Origin of the sequence: Tenacibaculum larymnensis, assembly GCF_028829235.1 — a bacterium.
In the GTDB taxonomy this organism is placed as follows: Bacteria; Bacteroidota; Bacteroidia; order Flavobacteriales; family Flavobacteriaceae; genus Polaribacter; species Polaribacter larymnensis.
In genome coordinates this window covers 1-2311 of the sequence record NZ_JAIWJY010000023.1, presented here as the reverse complement: position 1 = coordinate 2311, position 2311 = coordinate 1, and the positions used below count along the sequence as shown (strand labels likewise).

At 32.8% G+C, this 2311-nt stretch carries 3 protein-coding genes; 2 read left to right on the top strand and 1 reads right to left on the bottom strand.

What is annotated here, in order from left to right; translation table 11 throughout:
• Positions 1–1734: GH-E family nuclease (locus tag LCI24_RS16835; RefSeq protein WP_274641416.1), on the top strand; the 1734-nt coding region annotated here is incomplete at its 5' end.
• Positions 1735–1748: 14 nt separating this feature from the next.
• Entirely contained in the window at positions 1749–2045 is a 297-nt protein-coding gene (locus tag LCI24_RS16830) for a DUF2185 domain-containing protein (protein WP_274641415.1), read from the top strand.
• 61 nt (positions 2046–2106) lie between these two features.
• Here the strand turns inward: LCI24_RS16830 and LCI24_RS16825 are convergent.
• The coding region (locus LCI24_RS16825; RefSeq protein WP_274641414.1) for a hypothetical protein at positions 2107–2311 on the bottom strand (205 nt) is incomplete at its 5' end.

Here is a 2311-nt window from a genome sequence, read left to right as displayed (position 1 = left end):
TTTAACTTTACTATCAACTACAACAAGCCTCAAAACGGAGCAACAGCCCTGTTTAACGGGAATATAAGCGAAACTTCTTGGAGCACTTTAAATGTAGATACCAGTACTAGAGGATATAAATATAGCTATGACCCACTTAATAGATTAGTCAGTGCAACAGGAACTCCAAACTCGAATTATAATGTATCGGGAATTACGTATGATAAGAATGGAAACATTTTAAGTCTAAACCGAAATGGGTATCAAGGAGGTTCTGTATTTACCGATATGGATAAACTAGTGTACTCATATGGTAACAGTAATCAATTAAATTATGTTACTGATAGTGGTAACAATAATTACGGTTTTAAAGACGATAATAAATCTGGTAATGATTACTATTATGATGCAAATGGTAGCCTGATAAAAGACTTAAATAAAGGCATTACAAGTGTTAATTATAATTATATGGGAATGCCTACGGAAGTTAAATTAAACAACTCCGATACTCAAAAGGTACGTTTCATATATGCAGCAGACAGGAGAAAAGTAAGAAAGATTAAAAATGAAAATGGTTCTGAAACTATAACAGATTATGCAGGAAACTTCATTTACGAAAACAATACTTTAAAACAGTTCTCTCATCCTGAAGGTTATGTAAAAAATGATAATGGAACATTTAGCTACGTATATAATTATACCGACCACTTAGGCTCTGTAAGATTATCATATACAGATGCTAATAATGATGGTGTTATTACACCTAGTACAGAAATACTACAGGAAAGTAACCCTTACCCTTTTGGATTAAAACAAAAAGGATATAATGGCAATATCATAGGGTCTGAAAATAATTATAAGACATATTTAGGTCAAGAGATAAATAAAGATTTAGGCTTAAATTGGTTATCATTCCGTTATAGAAACTATAATCCTGAAATAGGTAGGTTCTTTGGAGTAGACCCAGTAAGTGAAGACTATCTATCAATATCTACTTATCAATTTGCTCATAATAGTCCTGTTTGGAAGATTGAGTTGGAAGGCTTAGAAGGTGCGCCAACAGCGGGTGGAGATATTGTGAATCATGAACCTGTAAATAGAGCTCCTATACCAATAGGTGATAGTACTTCTCATAATTATGGAACAGCGCAGAATTGGGTAACGATATCATCAAGTGTTGCACCCTCTAATGATATAAGGTCAGGTCAATTTAATGATAGTGATTTTGGTGGTATTATTAATCCTGCTAGTGATGCTATGTATGATAGCGACCCTTCTGGGGCTGTAGTACAAGATGTAACATTTATTGCTCTTTCTTTCGTTGGAGCAAATGCTATAGATGATGCCATCGCAACAGCTAATGACCCCAATGCTTCTGCTTTAGATGTTGCACAAGCAGCTGTTAATGCAGCACTTACAAGTAAAGGAAATAAAAAAGGTCCAAATCCTAACGCTAAACCAAGAAGACCACATTTAAGAAAAAGTACTATTAACAAGACTTGGGAAGCTAATAAAAATAGTAATGGCAAGGTTATTGACCCAACAGGAAAAGAAATAACTTGGAATAAATCTAAAAAGAGAAATGGTCAATGGGATATGGGACATAAGCCAGGTCACGAATTTAGAAAAGATTGGCAATTATATAAAGATGGTAAATTAACATGGGATCAAATGAAGGAAAGATATAATGATCCTGATAGATATAGACCTGAACTGCCGTCAACAAATAGAAGTCATAAATACGAAGAAAAATAATTAATTGAATTTATATGGAACTAAATATAGGAGCAATATTTATTAGTAACAAAATTTTAAAAGATAAAGAACCACCTGCTTGGATGTATAGGGAGGAATCAGAAAATGAAGGAGATAGTGGATGGAGAGTTTTTTCAGGAAATGAAGACGATAACTATCTAGACAATCCTGATAACTTTAAATTAGTATCATCAGAACAGCTTATAGCTATAGATGAAAGTATCAAAGCTAATTTACTAGCTCCTTATGGCTTCTCATTTGAGAAAAATCCAGAGACAAATGATTGGGAAATGGTTGATGATGGTGAATAATCATTATATGAAATCAAAAAACCACAGTTACTAACTGTGGTTTTTTTATGCTTTAAAGAGTTTACTTTTTAGTCTGATGTTGCTTGCTAAAAGCTTTGTATAGTACTTTAGCTCTATATATAATATTAATACTAGCAGCCCACATTACAAGAATCACAGCTATAGTCAAGTATATATTGTTGTATTTAACGTGAGCAATCCACCCATATATTATTCCTAAAACAAAATTTAAAAAACCAATAAGCTTATTTAACCCAAAAAGACAC